The organism is Amycolatopsis sp. NPDC054798 (assembly GCF_053611505.1).
Window position 1 is genome coordinate 1 of record NZ_JBSHAM010000014.1, and the last position, 16535, is coordinate 16535.

The following is a 16535-nucleotide window of genomic DNA, read 5'->3' on the forward strand; positions in this document are numbered from 1 at the left end:
CCGGCGCCGTTTCGTGTCTTCAATTTCTTGGCGGTGCGTTCCTTCGTTTGGGGTAGGGGGTTACCTCGTGGTTCGGGCCCGCGGGGCGGGGCCCCGCCGCTCGGCGTAGAGCGGGGCCCGGCCGCGTCAGGTCAGCGAGCGGCCCGGGTCGTGCAGGTCGGCTCGCCCGAGACGGCGGGAACGGAGACGGCGTTCCAGGCGGCCTTGGTGGTGTTGTATTCCGTGCAGCTGCCCGGGAAGAGCGCGATCGCGGCCTCCAGCGTCGCCTTGCGCGCGGCCCGGTGGTTCCACGACGAGGTCTTCTTCAGCAGGCCGTTGTAGAAGATCTTGGCGGCCTTCTGGATCCCGACGCCGGTGACGCTGCTGTTGTTGCAGGTCGGGCTGGCCGGCTTGCCGCCGCCCGGGTTCGAGCCCTCGGCGAGCAGGTAGAACCAGTGGTTCTGCGGACCGGCCGCGGCGTGCACCTCGGTGCTGGGGATCGACGACGAGTAGCAGTTCGGGTCGCCGACCTTCGACGGGTTGTACATGTAGCGGATCGGGCCCTGGCCGACCAGGTTCACGCCCTCGCCGACCTCGTAGTCCGGACGGTCCTTCGCGTTGTTCGCATACGCCTCGGTCATCGCCCCGAAGATGTCGCCGGTCGACTCGTTCAGGCCGCCGTTCTCGTTGCCGGAACCCGCGCCGCCCGGGGTGGTCTGGAAGATGCCGTGCCCGAATTCGTGGCCGACGACGTCCATCGAGGTGGCCTGGCGCCGGTTGTCCTGCGAGTGCCCGAAGTGCGTCGAAGAGCCGTCCCAGTAGGCGTTGACGTCGTTCAGGCCGACGGACGCCGGGAAGCCCCGGCCGCTGCCGTTGATGCCGTTGCGGCCCAGCCAGTCCTTCAGCATCTTCCACTCGGTCTGGACGCTGAAGAGGGCGTCGACGCAGCCGGTTTCGAGGTTCGTGCCCGACCCGTTGCCCCAGCTGTTGTCCGGTCCGCTGTAGACAGAACCGCCCTCGCGGCCGCAGCTGAGACCCGGGCGGCCGGGGTCGCGCATGCTGTAGGTGGAGCCGGACTGCGTCGTGTCGAGGGAGACGGTGCCGACGTAATAGCTGTTGCCCGTCCCCGCCGCGTTCACTGCGTTGGCCGCGTCCGGCTGGGCCTGGGTCTTGGCCCCGGAGCCGAAGGTCTTGATATCGTCCCGCTTGTCGAGCACCGCGCCGGTGGCCGCGTCGACGAACACGTGCAGCTTGCTCGGCGCCGAGGCAGTGCGCCCGGCGACGACGACCTCGTAGGCCAGTTTCGGATTCGCTCCGGCGAGAACCACCTTCTCCGGAGCGCTCACACTGTCCACAATGGGCAGTTGGGCGCGCGCGGTGGAAGCGGCCTTGGCGGCGTCGAGAACGGCCTGCGTCCCGACGGTGATGGGCGCGGTTTCCGCGGCGCTGGTGCCGCGCACGTTCCCCGCCCCGTCCGCGACGACGACCGCGTCTCCGCCGACGACCCGCAGGCCCTGGTAAGTGCGCTCGTAGGAGCCGTAGAAAAGCCCGGCGTCGCCCGCGGTCAGGCCGACGCGCCGGAACGCTTCGGCGGGACCGCGGCTGAACGCGCCGAGCCCGGAGGCGACCGCCTGGTCCGCGGCGCGTGCGGCAGCCGTGTCCGGGGAAGCGGGCTGGGCTTCCGAGGCAGCGCTCGCCGGGACGGCCGGCAGAGCGAGTGTCATGGCAAGACCGGCGGCAGCCGCCAAGCCCGTGGTGAATCCGCGATGGGGCATCGAGGTCTTCCTTCCATGAAGGCAGGACGATGGGTGCGGGGAGGGAGAACGTGCCCGGGCGCTTACCCTGGGTATGCGCCCGAGCACAGTCGAGTAAAGGATCAGCGCATCGGGGCGTCAATGCGCCAAACGGACCAACGGAATGTTCCGGATTCGGCGGTCAATTGGTATATGCCTTGCCGGTGCTGGGATTTTTGGCCCGTTCGGGGCCCGGGCGACTTTCGTAGGGAATGTCCCGGGTGCCGTACGAATGTCGGAAGGGCCCGGGCGGCGGGAATGGCCGGTGCCGCTCAGAAGACCCGATACCCGTCGTTCCGCAGCCGCGAAGCGCTCTCTGCGACGCCGGGTGCGCGCGGTCGCGTTCAGCACGTCGCCGTCGAGGTTCCCCGCCCGTCGGTGTGACGGCCTTCGACAGTCATGGCCGCGCACACCTCGGCCGCCGCCGTCCACAGTCCTAAATGGCCAGTCGCGACCGTCCGGCATTCCGCCCCCTGCTCACTGGCGCGGACAGCCATGGGCAGGAAAGGGGAGTGCTCGCCGAAAAGAACGTAGCGGCTGGGCGGTCGCCTGCCCGAAGCCGGCGGCAAGGGCTCTTCGTGAGTGGCTAGGCCGATCGGCCGCAGCCGGGACACGACGGCGGGGTCGGTGAATCCGAGTGCGTCGAGCCCGAACGGCGGTACCGTCCTGCCGGAAGGATCGTGGGACCGCGCTGCTTCGGCGAACGGCTGACGCAGCATCGGCATCAGGTCGAACGCGGATTCTCCGGGAGAGGGAAGGAAAGCGTCGAGATAGATCACCCCGGACACCTCCGGATGCGCGTCGGCGACACCGGCGACGACCATGCCTCCGTAGCTGTGGCCGACGAGGACGGCCTGATCCTCGAGCACCCGGCCGACCTCGTCGATGTGCTGCAGCAAGCCGGAACCGGCGAGAGTGGGCGCGGCGACCGTGTGTCCCTGTCCGGACAAGCGCGCCGCGATCCGGTCCCACGCCCAGCCGCCGCACCACGAGCCGTGCACCAGGACGTAATGGCTCACGCAGCGGGCACTTTCGCGACGACCTCGACCTCGACCAGCACGTCGGGGGCGAACAGCGCGGCGACCCCGACCAGGGTGCTCGCCGGCGCTGCGGGCACCCCTTCGCGCAGCGCGGTGAAGAGGGCGGGGATCAGCTCGGGGCGGTAATCCACGACGTACACGGTTTCCTTCACGATGTGCTCGCGCCCGCAGCCGACGGCGGCGAGCGCGGTGTCGAGGTTCTGCGCGATCCGCCGCATCTGGGTCACGTGGTCCTCGCCGCGCAGGTTCCCGTGTTCGTCCCAGGCGACCTGCCCGGAAAGGAAGACGAGATCGGCCACTCGCACGACGGGAGTGAAAGCCCCGGGAATGGAGTGGAGTCCGGCGGGCGTCAGGTACTCGGTCATGACCGCACCGCCGCCCGCTCGGGAGCGCCGGCCCACGCGGCGATCGCGGCTTCGCGGAGCGCGGCGTCCGGAGGGTCGTTTTCCCGGCGAACCCACGCGAGGTGCCCGTCCGGCCGGATGAGCGCTTCGCTGACGTTCTCGGGCCAGGACTGCTCGCCTGCCACGATGATCCGGTTCTTCCAGCCCTCGGCGACTTGCGCTGCGGCCGCCCCGACGTAGCCGAAGGTGCCGCTGTGCACCAGATCCGAGACTCGTCTCCCGCCCGAGCCGAGCGGCCGGTCGGGCAGGCGCGCGCCGACGAGAGGGTCGTCGCCCGGCACCGGATAGGACGTCGCCAGTGCCGACACCAGTCCGGCCAGCCGGGCGTTGACCTCGGGGATCTCGAGCAGCGAGTCCAGCAGCTCGCGCAGCGCCGACACCGGGCGCTGGTAGCCGGGGACCAGGGTCAGTTCCAGCAGCAGTGTCTGGACCTGGGTGTTGTCGGTGACCAGCTGCCCCACCGGGAACCGCTCCGCGTGGTAGGTGTCGAGCAGGCCCGGCGGCGCCCAGCCGTGGATCTCGGCGGCGAGTTTCCAGCCGAGGTTCATCGCGTCCTGCAAACCGGTGTTGAGGCCCTGGCCCGCCGCGGGGAAATGGATGTGCGCCGCGTCGCCCGCGAGGAAAACGCGACCGGAACGGTAGTTCTCCGCCAGCCGTGTCGCGTTTCCGAATCGCGACAGCCAGCGCGGCTCCGCGATCCCGAAGGACGTGCCCGCCAGTTCCACCAGGGTGTCGCGGAACTCTTCGAGCGTCACCGGTTCCGTCGCCGGGACGCGCATGCGCGTCGGGCTGGTGATCACGAACCGGGTCAGGCCTCCGGACAGCGGGACGATCAGCACCTGGCCCCGTCCAGCTGCGGCGATCTCCTCCTGGTCGACGACGGCGAAGTCGCCGAGCATCGCGCTCATCGTGCCGTCCGAGCCCGGGAAGCCGATGCCGGCGGACTCCCGGACCTTGCTCCGGCCGCCGTCGCAGCCGACGAGATAGGCCGCGCGAAGACGGAAGTCCCCGTCGGGCCCGACGCCTGCGACGTCGACCCCGTCACCGTCCTGGGCCAGCGAAACGACCTCGTGCCCGTAGGAGATTTCGACGCCGAGCTCTCGGGCGCGTTCTTCCAGCACCTGCTCCGTGCGGGCCTGTTCCAGGAACAGGGTGTAGCCGTGGCGGGTGTCCAGGACGGAAAAGTCCAGTTGCCGGGACAGGCCGGCGAAATGCCAGCTCGGGACGGTTCGGCCCAGGGAGAGGAACCGGTCGGCCAGTCCGCGCAGTTCGAGGATTTCGATGCTGCGCGGATGCAGCGTGAGCGCGCGGGACTGCTCGTGCCGCGCCTCCTGCCGTTCGAGGATCCGGACCCGCACTCCGGCCAGTGCGAGTTCGGCGCCGAGCAGCAACCCGGTCGGGCCCGCTCCGCTGATCACCACATCGGTGTCCATCGTTGCCTCCTTGAATTTCCGAACGCTGTTCATTTAACCTGCCGCCAGTGTCCTGAGGAAACGCGAAGCTGTCAAACACGCTGCTAGGCTCACCCCGACATGACCGCGTACCAGCCCCGCACCCGAGGACGGCCGCCCGCCGCCGACCGGGCCCACGTCACCGCCGCCGCGCTCCGGCTGCTCGACGAAGAAGGCCTCGACGCGCTCACCATGCGAAAACTGGCCACCGCGGTCGGCGTTCAGGTGGGGACGCTCTACGGCTACTTCCCGACCAAACAGGCTTTGCTGACCGCCATGGCCGAGGCGATGCTGGACGGCTGCCGAGCCGCGGCCGAAGGAATCGCCGAGCCGCGGGAACGGGTTTGGGCACTGGCGAGAAGCCTGCGCACCGCTCTTCTGTCCTATCGCGACGGTGCGCGGGTGTACGCGGGCACACACGCCATCGGACCGAACACCCTGGGCTTCGCCGAAGCCCTCAACGGAGCTTTGCGGGACGCCGGACTCGACGCCGAGGCGGCGATGAAGACGGCGCTGCTGGTTCTGCACTTCGCGACCGGTCATGTCCTCGAGGAACAAGCGGCGTTGCAGTCCGGCCCGGACCTGTCCGCCGACATCGACACCCTGCGCCAGGCGATCGAGGGCGGCGACTACCCGCGTCTGGCCGAGGCACAAGGCCATCTGACCGGAACGGACCTGACCGAGCTTTTCGAGCAGGGCCTGCGGCTGCTCACCGCGGAGCTGCCCTGACGGGCGGGTTCACCGCGCTGCCAACGGTTCCGGCGCGTGGTGGGCCCGGCGGTAGGCCAGCGGCGACATGCCGTCGCGCTCCGGGAGTTCGTCGCCAATGACGACCTCGACGTGCGCCGCTGTGTCCGTCCCCTGCTGCCGCTCACCCGGAGGGCTCGCGCAAGCGGTGCGCATCGCCCGGGCTCATCCCGATGCTTACCTGCGGCATCGGGTCGAGGTCCAGGTCCAGTGCGGAGACGACGAGCGGTGAGCGCGCTCCTGCCGACCATGCTCGTCCGTCGTCCAGCGAAGTGAGCGGGGGTTGCGGCGAACCGGCGGCCCGACCGCACGGTGCTCGCTAAGGTTCGCGCATGGCGGTGCTGGAGATCTCCGATCTGGTGGCCGAATGGGATCCGGCGACCGGCGAGCGCCTCCCGGTTCTCCGGGCCGCGGTCGCGGATCGGCTGCGGGCGGCCGGGGACGAGCGGGCCGCCCGGATCGTGGAGCGGCTCCCGGTCGTCGGCGAGGTGCTGGATCCGGTCGCGGTGGACCGGCTGCTGATCCGGGTCCACACCGAGTTGCAGCGGCTCAACGAGGAAGTCCGCATGGCGCGGCGGTTCGCCGAACTGCTGGTGCCGGTACTCGCCGCGGTCCGGGCGAAGGGGATCTGCCCCCGGGTGGTGGACATCGGCTGCGGGCTGGGGTTCCTGGTGCGCAGCCTGGCCGATTCCGGGGTCCTCGGCCCCGACGTCGAGCTGGTGGGCGTGGATTTCAACAGCGCTCTCGTGGCGGAAGCGAGCAGGCTGGCCGAGGACGAGCGACTGCCTTGCACGTTCGTGTGCGGGGACGCCTTCGCGCTGACCGAGGACGCCACCGTCTACCTGTCCAGCGGGGTGCTGCACCACTTCCCGGCTGACGCTCTGCCGGAGTTCTTTAGCGCCCAAGACCGCGCGGGCGCACAGGCGTTCATCCATTACGACCTTGCCTCGACCCGGTTGGCTCCGTTCGGTGCCTGGCTGTTCCACCGGGCCCGGATGCGGGAGCCGCTGGGGCGGCACGACGGCGTCGCGTCCGCGCGGCGCGCCCACAGCGACACCGTGCTGCTGTCGGCCGCCGCGCGGGCTGCGGGGATGGAGACGTTTCTCTTCGAATCGCCCAGGCACACCAACCCGCTCTGCGCGGCGATGCGGCCGGTCGTCGGCCTTCGTCCGGCGTTGACCGGCGACGTTCTTCGTGCGCTCGGACGCCGGGCGCGCGGTCTGGTCGCGGGAACGCAGGCGTCTGCGAGATGACCGTGATGGTTCCGCTCCTGCTCGGCACGCTCGCGCTCGTCGACGCCGCGTTCGCGGGCTTTCGGGCGGCGACCGGCCGCAACGCCCGGATCCGCAAGCGTTCCTACTATCTGGCGGCCTCCCGCCGGGGCCTCCTCAGCGGTGTCGCGGGCCTCGGGCTGGTGGCGGCGCTGATCGTGGCGGCGCTCGGGGGCTCGGCGGATCCCGGTGCCCGGTACGCCGAACTGGTCAGGGCGGGCACGCGGATGTTGCAAGTGCTGACGCCGTTCGCGGCGGTCGCGGTGGTCTCGCTGCTGGCGTACGGGCTGCTGCCGATGCGGGGGAGCACGTTCGTGATCTTGATCGGTCTCGGGCCGTTCACGCTGGCCAGGCCCGTGGTCGTGGCCGCCGCCGTGCTGTGGTCGGCCGCCGCGTCGAGCGACTGGCTCGTCTGGGCGGTCGCGAGTGCCGCCGCGGGCAGTGTGCTGGCCGTCGAGCCGATCGTCCATCGCCGTTGGTACCGGGCTCCGGCGTGAGAATCAGCCGTGCGTGTCGGTGGCGTGTTCGCCGCGCAAGGGTTCGGAATGGAACGGCCCGCCGTCGCTTTCGCAGGACCAACGCGAGCGCGACGCCCGGTCCGTTGATTTCCGTCGCCGGATTCCTCGTTTGTTGCTCCTTCCTGCTGCTGATTCCTGATTCAGCCGCCGCGAAAAGTGTTGACACGTCCCGGTGAACACGGCTGGCGTGATCGGGTTTTCCGGCGAATAGTCGGCAGCGCGGGTTCTTGCGCGCCGCGTGGTGGAATCGGGATCCTGGGTTCATCACGGCGCAGGGAGGAGATGCGCGATGGCCGACGTGGAGCTGACGCATCGCGAATGCGTCCGGCTGCTCCGGTCGCCCGAACGCGGACGCCGCGGCATCGTCGCGATCGACGGGCTCAAGCCGGTCCCGCGCGCCTGCCTGCTTCTCGACGCGGGCGACGTGCTGATCCCGACCGGGCCGGACAGCGGGCTGGTGCGCGTCGCGGCGCTGCGCCCGGTTTCGCTGGAATTCACCGACCTGGACAAGGACGGGCGGCCGCGGTGGACAGTCCGCGGAATCGGCCTCGCACGGCCGATGACGGGGCTTGACGTGCCGCGTCCGGTGCCGCGCAGCACTGTCCTCGCCGAGATGCCCGACGCGTTCCGCAACGGTGTCCGGGTCGTGGTGGCCCGTTACCGCGGCAACCGGTCCGCGGACGGGTTTGTGATTCCCGCCCCGCGCGCCGGTTCCGGGCCGGAATCACCCGGCGAGAGCTGAGCCGGGCGACACCGTCGCCGGGGAGCGGCGGAAATCGCCCGCGGCGCGCGAATCAATGAACTCCGCTGTGCCCGCTGGTCTTTTTTGGGCGAACGCGTCCGGCGGTGGTCCAGACCGGGTAAGCTGACATTGCCTGAAATCAGGTGTTCATGCCTTTTGTTCACCGCCGGTGCCCGGTCCGCGACCGGGCACGCACCTCGTCCCGCCGGAAGGAACCATGAGAACCCCTGTCAAGACCCTGACGACCGTCGCGGTTTGGTTGATCGCCGTCGGGGCCGTGTTGCTGGGCACGGGATTCGTCATGCTCATCACCCAGCCTCCGCACACCGGCGCCAATATCGGCGCCGGCGGCGCCTTCACTTTCGGTCTGGGCTCCACCGGGACGGGCCTGGTGGTCGGCGTGACAGCGGCGGTGTTCTGGCTGCGGGGCCGCCGCGGCGACCAGCCCGCTGTCGAACTGCTGTCGTGGCAGAAGCATCTCAAGACCTTGACCGTGGCCGCGGTCGGCCTGATCACCGTCAGTGCCGTCGTGCTGAGCGTGGCGACTTTCTTCTTCGCCAACCGGCACGCGGGCAGCAATACTTTCACTCTCTTCGTGGTCGGCCTCAGCATCGCCGCCTTGGCTTTGCTCGCAGGCGCTGCGCCCGCGGTGTACTGGATGTCGTACCGGAGGACCATGGCCCGTCTTTGGCGCAGCCAGGCAGGCAACCCCGGACCCGGCTGATCGCGGTCAGGCGGGGCGCACGGTGCGCAAGGTCCGCTCGACCTCCCAGAACGCGCGCACGGAGGCGATCCTGCCCTCCTCGTCGACCCGGTAGACGAACACGCCCTCGGCTTCGAGCACGTGGCCGTCGTTGCGGCTGCGGACCATGCCGGTGAAGGCGATTTCGTCTCCGCAGGCGAAAGAGTCGTCGAACAGGAAATCGATCGACTCGTTGGGCGCGATCGCCTGGTCCCAGAACGCCGAAATCGCGTCCCGGCCCCGGTGTCCTTTCCCCTCCACGTCGAATTGCGAAGGGCCGACCGGGTCTTCCACGAGGGCGTCCGCGGCGAACAGGGCCAGCCAGGCCTCCTTGTCCCGCCTGCGGACGGCGTCGTGCAAAGCCTGGCTGGCGATGCGCGCGGGGTGGGGTGCGGCAGTCATCGAACCTCCTGTTGCGGGGTGTTTCCCGTCGTTAGCCTTGAGTCATGGTGTTCGACTCCACGCAGCTGGATCTCCAGCCGTACGCCGGTTTCGAAATGGACCGTTACGTCCGGCGGACGTATTGCAGCTGGGAGGACGCCGGCTGGCAGTCCCTGCTCGTGCAGCGCTTCGAGCACGTTCCCGTCGCCGACGAAATGGAATTGCCCGCCGCGGCGGATCTGCACCTGGTGCTGCCGGTCGGCGGACGCGCCGTGCTGGAAACGCGCCGGGACGGCGGGTGGGAACGCACGCCGTGGACGCCGGGACGCGTCGAGCTGATGCCCCCGGACCAGCCGGCCCTGCGCCGTTACCGGGCGGACGGGGTGCTGAACAGCGTGCAGGTCCACATCCCGCGGGCCACCGTCGATTCGACGGCCGCGCGGCTCGGCGGCGCCACCGTGGACTTCGAGGCCGTCGCCGCGTCGCTGACAGCGGGGGATCCGCTGGTCGAGGAGATCATCCGAGCCGTCGGCGGCGCGAGCGAGGCCGACGACCTGTACGCCGAGTCCGCGGCGGCGTTCCTGACGATGCAGCTGCTCACCCGCCACGGCAAGCTGTCCGCCGGGCCGGCGCCGGCGCGGGAGAACCCGCGGGTCCGGGCGGTGGTCGCGGCGATGCGCGAGCGGCTCGCCGAACCGCTCACCCTCGCCGACCTCGCCGGCGAGGTGCACCTGAGCGTCTATCACCTGGTCCGGGTCTTCAAAGAGGCGACCGGGGCGACGCCGTACCGGTATCTGACCCGGTTGCGGATCGACGAGGCGAAACGGCTGCTGCGCGACACCGATCTGACGGTCTCCCAGATCTCGGGGCGGTGCGGATTCGCCAGCCCGGCCGCGCTGTCGACCGCCTTCCTGCGGCACACCGGGACGCGTCCCTCGGCGTACCGCGATTCTTGACGGCGACAGCGCGGCTTCGAACACGGCGGCGGTTCAGGCCACGATCCGCGGCTTGCGCGAGTGCCGGAACGCGTCCCTGATTTCGGAAACCAGCAGGTCCGGCTGCTCCAGACCGGGGAAGTGGCCGCCGCGGTCCAGTTCGTTCCAGGAACGCAGGTCGAGGTAGCGGCGCTCGGCCCAGTGGCGGGCGGCGGGCCAGGGATCGGCCGGGAACACCGAGCAGGCGGTCGGAACGGTGACCGGTTGCGCGTTCTCCTCCTCCGCGCTGCGCGCCACCCAGCGCATCGCCTCCCAGTACCACCGGGAAGAGGAGGCTCCGGTGCCGGTCAGCCAGTACAGGGCGATGTTGTCGATCTGCTGCGCGATGCTCACGCCGCCGCCGGCCTCGGGCCGGGTGTCGGAGTAGGCGGCGAATTTCTCGCCCAGCCACGCGGCCAGCCCGGCGGGGGAGTCGAGCAGCGAGTAGCCCAGGGTCTGCGGGCGCGTGCTCATCTGCACGCCGAAGCCGTAGCCGTCGGTCAGGTGCAGGGTGCGCCGGTCGAGGATGCGTTGTTCGGCGGGGCTGGGCGCGAGCAGGTCGTCGGGCGTCGGCGAGGCGATCGGCATCGTCAGGTGCAGGCCCGCGACGCGCTCGGGAACGAGGCGCGCGAGTTCGGTGCTCACGAACGCGCCCCAGTCCCCGCCGTGCGCGCCGAAACGCGGATAGCCGAGCACGGTCATCAGCTCCGCCCACGCCCGTGCGGTGCGCCCGGGGTTCCAGCCCAGCTCGCGGGGCCGGTCGCTGAACCCGAACCCGGGCAGCGCCGGGATCACCAGGTGGAAGGCGTCGTGCGCGGAACCGCCGTGCGCGACCGGATCGCTCAGCGGCCCGATGACGTCCTCGAATTCGAGGATCGAACCGGGCCAGCCGTGCGTCAGCAGCAGCGGCAGCGCGTCCGGCTCGGGGGAGCGCACGTGCCAGAACGCGATGCCCAGGCCGTCGATCACGACGCGGTAGTGGGGGATGGCGTTCCACTGCGCTTGCCGCGCGGGCCAATCGTGCTCGCGCCAGGCCGTCAGCAGCGACGTCAGCCGCTCCAGCTGAAGCCCTTGGGACGCGTCCGGCACGGTCTCGGGTTCGGGAAGCCGGACCTGGGCGAGCCGGTTCCGCAGATCGGCGAGGTCGGCGTCGTCGACGCGGATGGCGTAGGGCTCGGGGCTGGGCAGCGGGTCGCCCGCAGGAATGTCAACCACGAACTGGACGGTATGGCCGGGCGGATCGTGCCTCAATGCTTGAGATTGCCGGGTGCGAGTCAATTATTGCGGTGTCGCGGGCCCGGGGGCGCCCGGCCGTATGCTCGGTCCCGTGGACACGGGCGAGTACCGGGCCGCGGTGACCGGGATCCTCGGCTCCGCCGCGCAAGAGACCTTCGCCAGGCTCGAACGGTTCTGGGCCGCGGCGCGCGCGGCCGAGGCCGAGGGCATCGTGGTCGACGTCTTCGTCGATCAGGACGGCGAGGGCCCGTTCGACGTCTGGGCCCGGTTCGCCGGCCGCGACGCGTTCGCGCTCGACCGCCGGTTCGACGACGATCGGCAGCTCTTCGGCGTGGTCTGGGGAGAAGCCGGCTGGGAGCCCGAGGTTCCGCCGCGTCCGCGCGGGTGGACGCGCGACGAGCTCGAAGCGGTGCTCGTCGAGGTGGTGGCGGAGTGGATCTCGCCGCTGATCCCCGCTGGGGCTCCCGAGGGGTTCTGGCGGATCGGGTCCCCGGACGGAACTTTCGCGTGAGCGCGTCACCGAGCCGACCGGGCTGCGCGGGCCGCGGGTGCTTGCCAAACGCACGGTGCGCACCCGCCAGCCCGAGGCGGCGCACGCGAAGGTACGCGCGTTCCTCGACGCCTGCACCGAGCCCTTCGGCGCGCCGGTGCTGACCTTCCAGCTGTGGGCGGGCGGACCCGACGAGCGCACCGGGAATGGGACGTCCGCGAGGACCAGGTGAGCGACCTCATCGGCGCGTTTGACAGTGGCGTCCCGGAAGACGTCACGCGCTACGGCAAGTCTCTCGCCTGCCTGGTGCAGAACATCCCGGTGCGTCTCGTCGACGCGGGCACCGGCGAACCGTGCGCCGGAGTGTCCGAAGAGGACACTGGCCGGTTTGTGGTGGACGGATACGGCCGGACGCTCGGCGCGTCCGGGGTGCGGGCGACGATGGACGCCTGGCCGGAGTGAGGGCGAGTATCGGCCGGCGAAGATTTCTTCGCCGGTTGCCGGGCGCTGAGCTTCGTTGTGCCGTCCTGATCCTTCGTGAAACGTCGGCCGCCGAAGCTTTGTCCGGTACTGGACAATTGCGCCGCACCGCGGAAGATCTCGGAACCGTTGTTCCGCCACGTCTTCCGGGCCGGGTGGTGTTCCGAGGCGCCGACGCAGGAGGAACTCGCCGGTGGCGGCCGGGCTCTGGCACCTGAAGGAAAGCTCTTCCCGGCGAAACAGAGGATATTCACGGGGGCTGCGAAAATGGCTAAACCCCAAGAAGTTAATTGCTCGGCAGGGTCGCTGGAAAAGGGATGCGAGCGGCGATCGGGAATCGGCTCTCGGCGCGGAAGCGGTGCAGATTAGCTGACCTGTTTGTCGAAACGCCAGCCCAGTGCGCCGCCCTTGTGTGTTCGACCGGCTTGACAGGCTGCGATATCGTGCGCGGCAGGCTGCCGCCCCGTCCGGAGAGCGCTGCAGTCTCCCGCAATGCCGTGTCCCGTGGGCATAACAGCGGTTTCGCGTGCGGCGCGACACTGTCCGGTCCGGCCGTCTTCCTGCACCGATACAGGTGTTCAAACGCTCCGTGAACCGCCCGATCGGACCAGTCATTTGTCCCTGGTTGCGGTGAAGAGTTTCCCGTTGCTAGGGTCATCTTGTTGGTTAACGTCGAAATGTTCGGAAAACTGGGGTCGTTTCCGAACACCCTTTCGGTCTTTGCCGACCGCAATTGCGGGGCAGGCCCGGGTGTCCGTCAGATCCTTGTTCTTCCTGCCGTCCTGTCCGAATATCCAGGGAGCGCTGATGGTGCAGCCGGGTCGTCCTCCAGTGGACGGGATTCAGGGCGAGTCCGGCGCGTGCGCGGACTGGGCGCGGGCCCAGCTGGAGGGCTGCCCGGTCGAACTGGTCGCGGTCGCGGCCCTCTCGGCGGCGGGATGGGTGCGCGGCGGGGGCGGGGACGACGCCCACGTCGGCCTGCTCGCGGAAGCGGAGGCGGACTTGCCGCCGATCGTCGTGCACGCCCCGACGATGCGTGTCATCGACGGGGTGCACCGGGTGCGCGCCGCGGTCGCCCGGGGGCGTTCGTGCATCGCAGCGGTGCTGTATCCGGGCAGTGCGCAGGACGCTTTCGTGTTGTCGGTGTGGCTGAACCGGGTGCACGGGCTGCCGCTGGACCGCGGCGACCGGCGCGCGGCGGCGGAACGGATTCTCGTTTCGCACGCGCACTGGTCGGACCGCCGGATCGCGGCCGCGGTCGGGCTCGCCGCGGGCACCGTGGCGGCACTGCGTTCGTGTTCGACTGGCCAGAATGATCAGTTGGACAGACGGGTCGGCCGGGACGGCCGCAGCCGTCCGGCGAACGCGGCGGCCGGCCGCCGCCTGGCGGGGAAACTGCTGGCGGAGGAGCCGGGCGCGTCGCTGCGCTCGGTGGCCCGCCGGGCCGGGTTGTCCCCGGCCACGGTGCAGGACGTGCGGCGGCGGCTGCAAGCCGGGGACGATCCGGTGCCCGCGCAGCGGCGCGGGTCGCCGCCGGCGCCGCCGCGCCGAGGGCAGTCCTGGGCGGTCTCGGCCGCGGAGCTGCGCCGGGCGCTGGACCAGCTGAAACGGGACCCCGCGCTGCGGCTGAGCGAATCCGGCCGGGCGCTGCTGCGGTGGCTGGACCGGCACGCCGCGGGCATCGCCGAATGGGGCCAGCTCGTGCAGGCGGTGCCCAGCCACTGCCGTGCGCTGGTGGCCGAGTTCGCCAGGGTCTACGCGGCCGCCTGGGCGGATCTGGCCGGTTCGCTGGAGGACAGCGGTGCGGCCGGACTCGAGACCGCCCAGGACTAGAGGAGAAACGTGATGCTGCACCTGATCCCGCTGACCGGAGCCACGGCGGCGGAACTCGAGGACCGCACGGCCGCGCTGGCCGCCGAGCTGGCGACCGCGGCCGGCGGGCTCGCCGAAGTCGCCAAGGCGGCACCGCTGGACCCGGCGCACCGCCACCGGCGCTGCGTGCTCGCCTACGACACCGCGCACGCGCTGGCGACCGTCCGGGACCGGGACACCCGCTGGCTGCTGACCAGGTCCCCGGCCGACGGCGAACCCGCGGCCGCGGCGCCGTCGGTGGCGGTGCTGTTCGCCGGGTTCGGCAAGCTGTCGGTGGTGCGCGGGTCGGATCTGTACGACCGGCTCGGCCGGTTCCGCGCGGTGGCCGACCGGCTCAGCGACCTGCTCGTGGCCGAGTTCGGCGTGGACCCGAGGCAGGCGATGTTCGCGCCCGCGGACGATCCCCGGTCGGCGGAGTACGAGGAACAGTTGCGCCGCAACACGATCGGGCATCCGGCGCTGTTCGTGCTGGAGTACGCGCTGCTGCGGGTGTGGCAGGACTGGGGCGTCGAACCGGCGACGATGCTGTCGCACAGTCTCGGCGAGTACGTCGCCGCCACGGTCGCGGGGGTGCTGGCCGCCGAGGACGCGCTGCGGCTGATCGTGCGCCGCGCGCAGATGGTCGACGAGCTGCCGCAGGGCCGGATGCTCGCGGTCTCGTTGTCCAGGGAAGAGCTGGAACCCTATCTGCGCGAAGGGCTTTGGCTGGCCGCGACGAACGGGCCGGACGTGAGCATCGCCGCCGGCGGCACCGCCGACACCGAGGAACTGCGCGCCCGGCTGACCGCCGACGGCATCCGCTGCGGCCTGCTCGACACCACCCACGCCTTCCACACGCCGAAGCTGGAGCCGGTCCGCCCGCGGCTGGTCGAACTGGCCGCGTCGATGACCCGGAAACCGCCGCGGCTGCGGTACGTGTCGTGCCTGACCGGCACCCGGCTGAACCCGCGCCAGGCCACCGATCCCGAACACTGGGGACGGCACATGTGCTCGCCGGTGCTGTTCAACGAGGGGCTGCGCGCGCTGTGGCGCCGTCCGCCCGGGGCGGTGCTGGAGATCGGGCCCGAGCAGACGGCGCTGAACATGGCCACCCGTTTTCTTTCGTCGACCGGTGCCGAACCGGCTCCGGTGGTGGCCTCGCTGGCGCCGTCGCCGTACTGGGAGTCCGACACCGACAGCCTGCTGGCGGCCGCCGCCCGCCTGTGGCTGGAAGGCGTGCCGGTGAACTGGGAGGCGATCCGGTCCGACCGGGCCGCGGCGGAGAACTGAGAACCGGACTTCTGGACAGGAGCGCACGGCATGGCCGGAACGACCCGCAATCCCTGGACGCTCACCCCGCAGCCGCGGCCCGGAGCCGCACTGCGGCTGATCTGCCTTCCGCACGCGGGCGGCGGCGCGGCGGCGTACCGGGACTGGCCGGGATGCTTCAGCAGCGACGTCGAGGTCACCCTGGTGCAGCTGCCCGGCCGCGAAAACCGGATGTTCGAGCCCGCGCATTCGCGAATGGACACCCTGGTCCCGGCACTGGCCGAGCACCTCGGCCCGCTCACCGAGGGCCGGTACGCGCTGTTCGGGCACAGCATGGGCGCGCTGGTGGCGTTCGAGCTGAGCCGGCATCTCGGCGCGGACCGGCGGCCGGAGGTGCTGATCGTGTCCGGGCACCACGCCCCGCACCTGGAGCGCACCGGGCCGCACCGGCACGCGCTGCCGGACACCGAACTCGTCGCCGCGCTGCACGAGCTGGGCGGGCTGTCGCCGGAGGTGCTCGACAATCCCGAGTACCTGGACCTGGTGCTGCCGACGGTTCGCGCCGATCTGGCGGTGGTGGAGGAGTACGTGTGGCCGGGCGGGGAACCGCTGGCGCACGATCTCGTCGCGCTGGGCGGGGCCGAGGACCGGATGGTGCCGCCGGCGGATCTGCGGGCGTGGGAGCGGCATACGACGGCGCGGTTTCACCATCGGGTTTTTCCTGGCGGGCATTTCTATCTGCAGGATCAGCTTGTCGACGTGATCGACGAGGTGCGCCGGGCGCTGGTTTCGGGGGAGCGGAGTGGGGCGCGGTAGGGCTGTGCTGCTGGCAGGTCTGCGGGGCGGGTGCGAGATGCGGCGGCGCGGTTTTACCGCCGGAGAGGTGTGCCGCGCGCTCGCCTCGGGGATCGGCGCGGCGCGCGGTAGGACTGTGTAGTTAGTCCTGTCGGCGGGCCTGCGGGCGTGGGAAGACTACACAGCGGCGCGTTTTACGACCGGAGAGGTGTGCCGCGCGCTCGCCTCGGGAGCGCGGTAGGCCCGGGTAGTTAGTCTTGTCGGCGGGCGCGCGGCGCGGCGGCGAGGAAAGACTCTTGGGTGTTGAATACACCAGGGGCGCTGACGCCGAGAGGGGAGGGGTTGATCGCGGTTCGCGCCGAAGGGGGAAAA

At 70.8% G+C, this 16535-nt stretch carries 17 protein-coding genes and 1 pseudogene; 12 read left to right on the forward strand and 6 right to left on the reverse strand.

What is annotated here, in order from left to right:
- Positions 1-149: 149 nt before the first annotated feature.
- The 4 genes and pseudogenes from ACWGIC_RS11810 to ACWGIC_RS11825 all read right to left on the reverse strand — a co-directional run.
- Positions 150-1754, reverse strand: a pseudogene (locus tag ACWGIC_RS11810) (M4 family metallopeptidase); the annotation flags it as partial.
- Positions 1755-2116: 362 nt separating this feature from the next.
- Positions 2117-2791, reverse strand: coding sequence for an alpha/beta fold hydrolase (locus ACWGIC_RS11815; protein WP_452075867.1), 675 nt, complete (start codon positions 2789-2791; stop codon positions 2117-2119).
- Entirely contained in the window at positions 2788-3177 is a 390-nt protein-coding gene (locus ACWGIC_RS11820; protein WP_452075868.1) for a RidA family protein, read from the reverse strand. The genes ACWGIC_RS11815 and ACWGIC_RS11820 overlap by 4 nt, the downstream gene beginning before the upstream one ends.
- Positions 3174-4649 (reverse strand): FAD-dependent monooxygenase, encoded by a 1476-nt coding sequence (locus ACWGIC_RS11825; protein ID WP_452075869.1) that lies wholly within the window; start codon positions 4647-4649, stop codon positions 3174-3176. Before ACWGIC_RS11825 ends, ACWGIC_RS11820 begins: the two co-directional genes overlap by 4 nt.
- A 99-nt stretch (positions 4650-4748) precedes the next feature.
- On the opposite strand from ACWGIC_RS11825, the gene ACWGIC_RS11830 reads away from it, so the two are divergent.
- From ACWGIC_RS11830 to ACWGIC_RS11850, 5 genes are all read left to right on the forward strand, one after another.
- Positions 4749-5396, forward strand: coding sequence for a TetR/AcrR family transcriptional regulator (locus ACWGIC_RS11830; RefSeq protein ID WP_452075870.1), 648 nt, complete (start codon positions 4749-4751; stop codon positions 5394-5396).
- 350 nt (positions 5397-5746) lie between these two features.
- Entirely contained in the window at positions 5747-6667 is a 921-nt protein-coding gene (locus ACWGIC_RS11835) for a class I SAM-dependent methyltransferase (protein ID WP_452075871.1), read from the forward strand.
- Complete coding sequence (locus tag ACWGIC_RS11840) at positions 6664-7182, forward strand: oxidoreductase (RefSeq protein ID WP_452075872.1); 519 nt, start codon at positions 6664-6666, stop codon at positions 7180-7182. Before ACWGIC_RS11835 ends, ACWGIC_RS11840 begins: the two co-directional genes overlap by 4 nt.
- 310 nt (positions 7183-7492) lie before the next feature.
- Positions 7493-7945, forward strand: a complete 453-nt coding sequence (locus tag ACWGIC_RS11845; RefSeq protein ID WP_452075873.1) for a hypothetical protein — start codon at positions 7493-7495, stop codon at positions 7943-7945.
- 217 nt (positions 7946-8162) lie between these two features.
- Positions 8163-8669 carry a hypothetical protein gene (locus ACWGIC_RS11850; RefSeq protein ID WP_452075874.1) on the forward strand — a complete coding sequence of 169 codons (507 nt, stop codon included), beginning with the start codon at positions 8163-8165 and terminating at the stop codon, positions 8667-8669.
- A gap of 6 nt (positions 8670-8675) precedes the next feature.
- Here the strand turns inward: ACWGIC_RS11850 and ACWGIC_RS11855 are convergent, their stop codons facing one another.
- On the reverse strand, positions 8676-9089 hold the full coding sequence (locus ACWGIC_RS11855) for a nuclear transport factor 2 family protein (protein ID WP_452075875.1): 414 nt from the start codon (positions 9087-9089) through the stop codon (positions 8676-8678).
- 44 nt (positions 9090-9133) lie between these two features.
- On the opposite strand from ACWGIC_RS11855, the gene ACWGIC_RS11860 reads away from it, so the two are divergent.
- Complete coding sequence (locus ACWGIC_RS11860) at positions 9134-10024, forward strand: helix-turn-helix domain-containing protein (RefSeq protein ID WP_452075876.1); 891 nt, start codon at positions 9134-9136, stop codon at positions 10022-10024.
- Positions 10025-10057: 33 nt separating this feature from the next.
- On the opposite strand, the gene ACWGIC_RS11865 is transcribed toward ACWGIC_RS11860, so the two are convergent.
- Entirely contained in the window at positions 10058-11257 is a 1200-nt protein-coding gene (locus ACWGIC_RS11865; protein WP_452075877.1) for an epoxide hydrolase family protein, read from the reverse strand.
- A gap of 112 nt (positions 11258-11369) precedes the next feature.
- Between ACWGIC_RS11865 and ACWGIC_RS11870 the strand changes: the two genes are divergently transcribed.
- From ACWGIC_RS11870 to ACWGIC_RS11895, 6 genes are all read left to right on the forward strand, one after another.
- The gene (locus ACWGIC_RS11870) at positions 11370-11789 is read left to right on the forward strand and encodes a DUF6389 family protein (protein WP_452075878.1); all 420 of its coding nucleotides are present in this window, start codon (positions 11370-11372) and stop codon (positions 11787-11789) included.
- Between the two features lie 37 nt (positions 11790-11826).
- Entirely contained in the window at positions 11827-12000 is a 174-nt protein-coding gene (locus ACWGIC_RS11875) for a hypothetical protein (RefSeq protein ID WP_452075879.1), read from the forward strand.
- Positions 11997-12230 carry a hypothetical protein gene (locus tag ACWGIC_RS11880; RefSeq protein WP_452075880.1) on the forward strand — a complete coding sequence of 78 codons (234 nt, stop codon included), beginning with the start codon at positions 11997-11999 and terminating at the stop codon, positions 12228-12230. Before ACWGIC_RS11875 ends, ACWGIC_RS11880 begins: the two co-directional genes overlap by 4 nt.
- An 825-nt stretch (positions 12231-13055) precedes the next feature.
- On the forward strand, positions 13056-14081 hold the full coding sequence (locus tag ACWGIC_RS11885; RefSeq protein WP_452075881.1) for a streptomycin biosynthesis protein: 1026 nt from the start codon (positions 13056-13058) through the stop codon (positions 14079-14081).
- Between the two features lie 12 nt (positions 14082-14093).
- Positions 14094-15389, forward strand: coding sequence for an acyltransferase domain-containing protein (locus ACWGIC_RS11890; RefSeq protein ID WP_452075882.1), 1296 nt, complete (start codon positions 14094-14096; stop codon positions 15387-15389).
- A 30-nt stretch (positions 15390-15419) separates the two neighbouring features.
- Complete coding sequence (locus ACWGIC_RS11895) at positions 15420-16184, forward strand: thioesterase II family protein (protein ID WP_452075883.1); 765 nt, start codon at positions 15420-15422, stop codon at positions 16182-16184.
- The last annotated feature ends 351 nt before the right edge of the window (positions 16185-16535 follow it).